The 5,138-nt window shown below is 60.0% G+C and carries 4 protein-coding genes, 1 tRNA gene and 1 pseudogene; 2 read left to right on the plus strand and 4 right to left on the minus strand.

Annotated features, from left to right (window positions below; genetic code table 11):
• A pseudogene (locus EN991_RS22575) lies at positions 1-184 on the plus strand (ABC transporter ATP-binding protein); the annotation flags it as partial.
• Positions 184-912 carry an ABC transporter ATP-binding protein gene (locus EN991_RS22580; RefSeq protein WP_127369586.1) on the plus strand — a complete coding sequence of 243 codons (729 nt, stop codon included), beginning with the start codon at positions 184-186 and terminating at the stop codon, positions 910-912. The pseudogene EN991_RS22575 and the gene EN991_RS22580, both read left to right, overlap by 1 nt.
• A gap of 538 nt (positions 913-1,450) precedes the next feature.
• On the opposite strand, the gene EN991_RS22585 is transcribed toward EN991_RS22580, so the two are convergent.
• The 4 genes from EN991_RS22585 to EN991_RS22600 all read right to left on the minus strand — a co-directional run bounded on the left by EN991_RS22585 (position 1,451) and on the right by EN991_RS22600 (position 5,040).
• Entirely contained in the window at positions 1,451-2,146 is a 696-nt protein-coding gene (locus tag EN991_RS22585; RefSeq protein WP_245461041.1) for a sce7725 family protein, read from the minus strand.
• Between the two features lie 3 nt (positions 2,147-2,149).
• Positions 2,150-3,037: a sce7726 family protein gene (locus tag EN991_RS22590; RefSeq protein ID WP_206519234.1), complete on the minus strand. Its 888-nt coding sequence runs from the start codon at positions 3,035-3,037 to the stop codon at positions 2,150-2,152.
• Between the two features lie 507 nt (positions 3,038-3,544).
• Positions 3,545-3,618: transfer RNA gene (locus EN991_RS22595), tRNA-Gly, on the minus strand.
• Between the two features lie 81 nt (positions 3,619-3,699).
• Entirely contained in the window at positions 3,700-5,040 is a 1,341-nt protein-coding gene (locus EN991_RS22600; RefSeq protein WP_245461042.1) for an acyltransferase family protein, read from the minus strand.
• Positions 5,041-5,138: the final 98 nt, after the last annotated feature.

The following is a 5,138-nucleotide window of genomic DNA, read 5'->3' on the forward strand; positions in this document are numbered from 1 at the left end:
CCGCCGCATTCGCGATGAAACCGGCGTCACCGTCCTGCTGATCGAACACGATATGGGGCTGGTTATGCAAGTGTCGGAAAAGATCGTCGTGTTCGACTACGGTCAGAAGATCGCCGATGGTGCGCCGGAGGCCGTCCGCGCGGACCCCAGGGTCATCGAAGCCTATCTCGGCACGGAGGATTAATGGACCCCGAGATCGTTCTTAGCGCGGACCGTATCGTTGCCCGCTATGGCGCCATCGAAGCGCTTCATGGCGTCAGCCTTTCGGTCAAACGCGGCCAGATCGTCGCCCTGCTTGGCGCGAACGGCGCCGGCAAAAGCACGGTGCTGCGCACGCTGTCCGGCCTGATTGCGGCGTCCTCTGGAAATGTCCGCTTCCTGGGCGAGGACATAACCAAGGTCCCGGCCCATCGCCTGCCGCATCGCGGGCTCGTCCACGTCCCGGAGGGAAGGCGCATTTTCGGCGACATGACGATCAAAGAGAATCTTGACCTCGGCTCGTTTACGCTTGCCGACGACGCTGAGCGAAAGCGGCGGCTGGATCACGTTTTTGAACTCTTTCCCATCCTGGCGCGCAGAAAGAATGGCGATGCAAGGAACCTCTCTGGAGGAGAGCAGCAGATGCTCGCAATCGGCAGAGCCCTCATGGCCGCGCCCAAGGTGCTCCTGCTCGACGAACCATCCATGGGTCTGGCGCCGCAACTGATCAAGGAAGTCATGAAAATCGTGCAGCGCCTCAATCGCGAAGGGGTGACCATTCTGCTCGTCGAGCAGAACAGCAAAGTCGCCTTGAAGTTCGCGGACTACGGCTATGTGCTCAAAGCCGGGCGCATCGTTCTTGATGGCCCTGGGAGCGATCTGGCGAGCAATGAAGCGGTCATCAGCGCCTACTTAGGTGGCGCGGCTGCGTAGCTGGCAAAGCAGCCAACGCAAAGGATAGCAAAAGATATCGGCAGCGGAAGGCCGCTCGGTTTGAACGGCAGGCCCTTGAGCAGGCCTACTTCAGCGTGCCATCGAAGGATGGACATGCCTGCGAAGCGCCCGTCGGAGCTCGTGCGCTAAACCCCATCGGCCAGAAGCGAGAGGCGAACTCGACTTGGCAGAACATATGCAGGCTGAACTACGATCCACTATGTGGAAAGAATAGCGAGTGGGGCGCAGACGGTCGGCTGGTGAATGTCTGGTAGGCGCCTAATGTCGGTCATTGCGGACTGCTATGCGGGTTCCTCTAAGCAGGCGTCGCCGACGCTTCGATGCCAAGTGCGCTTCCGCTTGGCATCAACATAATCGTCGAACCGCGGGATTTAAGGCGTAGCGTGACTTCGCACCGGGAATTGCCGTCTAATTCGCTAATCGAGCTTCGCGATCAGCTTTGCCAGCGCCTGTGCAAACTTGCCGCCCGGATCGCTCGGCGTGTCCCTTGTCGTCGACACGAAATGATAGACATACATCACCTCGTCCTTGTCGGGTCGAGAAAGGTGAGGTGGATCGCGACGGCATAAGCGGGGCCGCCGCCTTCGATATAGTCATCGCCTACGATCAGGAAATCGCCAAAACCGTCCATGTCTTCCTCCTCGAACGTGAGGTGGAGATCAGAGAACAATTCGACTGGCGGATGATCGGCGTTGCGCCGGCGTTCGAACCCGTCACGCAGGAGGATGCGGGTTTTGCTGCCCTTCAGGTGCTTGCGGTACAGCTTGTGGCAGTGTTTTTCGAAGAAGACGTGCCGCGTCTCCGCGAGGTCGTCGCCGAGCGCGTCGGCCAGTGCCTTGGCTTCGGTGAAACCGGCATGGATGAATACTGGCTGATGCGCTTGGTGCTTGAGGTGACAGGCGACCGCGTCATCGACATCCATGTCGTTGGTGAGCAGGATGCCTGAGCTGATGCCGTCCTTTTTGAGAAATCCATTCCCGAGCAGCGTCGAGATGCTCACGCCGTCCTCGGCATGATCGCCATGCGCCGGATTGATGATCACGATCGCCTCGCCGCCGGCGTCGCAGATCGCCGTAAGGGTCCGCTCCAACCCTTTGAGCGCTTCGCGCACAGGCTCTATGATTGGCACGAACCCCGATTCCGCCATCAGCATTGCGGTTTCGCGAATGGCGATCAGTTCGAACTGCTTGCCGCGGAAATATGGGTGATACATGCGTTAGGCCCAGGCCGTGGACGCGTCGAGCGGCGTCGCAATCGCTTGCACGATGCGGCCATGGTCTGCGCGGCGGACCGGTATCGACAGGGCAGCGGCGTGGAGCGAGCGCGGTAGCTGGTCGACGAGGCTGGCCAAAGGCGCGAGGTCACGTGTGCGCTTTAACGTCCGCACCATTTCGCCATGAAGTGCCACAGGGTCGAGATGCGAGAACAGCTCCCGCATCGCGGCGTGGCGCTGTGTATTCGGGACGACCGGGACGGCTATGCCGAGCGCCTTCAGGACTGCCGCGGCTTCCGCCGAGCGAAGCGATTCGAACACCGTAACTGGGCAGATACGCTCGGGGCAGTCTACTGCGTCGCGCACCGTCGCGATGCGGTAGCGGTGGGACAAGCAAAGTATGCCGACGTCCTCGGGAAGGACCAACTGGACGCCATCGACATAGCGTTCGCCGACTACGACGTTCACCGATGCAAACACGCGTTTGTAATTTTCGACTTGGTTGATCAGGCGCCCGAGGGAATCCCGTTCGGATTTGATCTCGTAGGCGGTCGACGTTCCGTTGAGGATGACAAGATCCGCCTTGCAAGATCCGGCGCGAAACTCGTTGAGCATCGAGGCTGTGCGCAACGAATGTTTGCCCATCAGTATCTTATGGGTCAGCGCCGCCCGGTAGACGTATTCATCGCGCAGTCCAGCGATTCCGAGAATCGAGAACGCAGCGTCGAACGCGTCCCCGACCGTCGCATCGGCGGCGCAACGTCCAGCGACGCGGGTCTGATCGATCAGACGCCGAAACAACGCAGAGCGGCCCTTCCGTGCGAATTCCTGGAATACGGCCGAAGAAAAGAGGCGCGTCAGCGCTGAAAGTTCTGAGATACCGATGGTCACATTTTTCCCCGACGCCCAGACTAAGACTGTGGCTGGTCAGCTTAGCTTAGTCCCGCGGCAAGGGGAATCGCATAATGTTCAACGGCCACCCAGCCTTAGGATTGCGCCAAACCGGTCCTCGGATCGCTTGATAGAGTTGCATAAAGGCTGCCGTCGCCGATTTCGGCGTCAAAAAGCGCACTGTTCGGACACTCGGCGTCCGCTTTGGCATCGGTTCGCCGAAAAGCCGCCAGTCCGCTGTCGGCCCCATATCGGTCATTGCATAACCGGCACAATTCGCCCTACTGGGTCGCTGCTGGTTAGAGGACGCGGCCACCAATGGCGTCACATTGATCGCCCCCTCAGGTCGAAAACGCTCCCATGGCTCGGTCTGCTCACCATGGGCTCGGCTTCGCCTGGAAAGCGAACGGCCTTGGAACCAATCCGGAAGCGATTCTGTAAAACCGCCTGTAAAACCCCTTATTTTCAGCCATCTCCCAATCAGGCGCAAACCCTTGCGCCATATACTGGAGCGGGTAGAGGGAATCGAACCCTCGCGTTCAGCTTGGGAAGCTGACAAGCTACCATTACATCATACCCGCGTGCGCCCTCGTTAGCATGAGGGTTGGCCTTCGGGCAATCGCAAAGCGGTCCGTTTCGGCACGACGCCGTCGTGCTGCGGATCACGGCGCGCCTGCGGCCGTGAATTGCCGGTTTGCCTTCGCGGCCTTGTCGCTGGTGGCGAAACTTGGCCAGTATTTCGAGATGGCCAGCGTCGCGCCGGCGGAAGAGAAGTGGCCATAGTCGAAGTAGAGAAATTCATTGGTCTTGGCGTCGGCGTATGAACAACCGGCCGAGTCGCACAGATACGTCAGCGGATCTATGAAATCGGCCCCTTTGGTGAACGGCAGAACCCGTGCGTTGATGCCCGGATCCATAGCCATAGGCCAGGATGTGGTTCCGGCATGCTCCCGCTTCACCAAGAAAGCGATCTTCTGGACGTCGGCGATGAATTCCGGAGACTGGCCGACGGTATAGACCTTGACCCCCATCTCGCGAAGCCGGTCGATCGTCTTCTGCAGGCCGGCGAAGCCCCTGGCCTGGTAGTCGGTCCATCGGCCGCTCAGGATCACCGCCTGGATGTTTGCGTCGCGAATGATCGACAAGGCCCGTTCGTTGAAGCGGGTGCAGGCGGGCCGAGCATAGGAAAAATAGGTCAGGTCGGGCGGACAGCCGGCATAGGTGTATTGGATGACATTGGCCTGGATTTTCTGGGCGTTGGGCTCAAGTCCCGATACATAATGGGCAGCGAAAGAATCGCCCCACAGCAGCACATCGGTGGCAAAGCCCGTTGTACGGGTGCAGTCGGCGAGATTCCAGTCTTCGATGCGGGTCCCGTTTTCGTTGAAGCAGATGCCGTTGCGCCAGTCGCCGACCCGGATACGTTCGGTCGAGAAGTCCGGGAACCGTTGCGGGAAACCGTTGCCCAGTGCACCGGCCAAACCACCGGCGCACAGCAGCGCGATGGCCGTCGCCGAAAAAGCGAAGATAGGCAGCGGTGCGGTATAGGCTCGTTTCTGGCGGAAGGGCTGCTCGACATATTTCCAGGAGAATGCCGCCAAGGCGAAACTGGCCACCGTCATCGCGACAATCGTTGGCACACCGACGGTCTTCAGCGAGAGATAATGGACGAACGAGTTGATCGGCCAATGGACGAGGTAAAGCGAATAGGAAATCAGGCCGACCCAGACCAGCGGCGCCAACCGAAGCACGCGAGTGGCGACAGGTGCCGGCCTGTCGGCGTTATCCTGGCCAGCATAGATCAGCAGTGCTGTTCCGATGCAGGGGAATAGGGCATTGTAGCCGGGAAACGGATCGCTGTCCGAAATCATCACAAAGCCAAACGCAATCAGGGCAAAGCCGGCGAGGCCGATCAGTTCCACCGCCAGCCGACCGGCTGGGACCGGAGGCTTCCGCAACATCAGCATGGCGCCCAGCGCCAGCTCCCATATGCGCGTCGGCAAGAGATAGAAGCCTGCCGTCGGTGCCAGCGAGGTTGCTATGACTGCCAGGGCAAAGCTGCCGACGGCAGGCTTCTATCTCTTGCCGACGCGCATATGGG

The sequence above is a fragment of the Mesorhizobium sp. M7A.F.Ca.US.005.03.2.1 genome (assembly GCF_003997795.1).
Lineage (GTDB): Bacteria > Pseudomonadota > Alphaproteobacteria > Rhizobiales > Rhizobiaceae > Mesorhizobium > Mesorhizobium ciceri.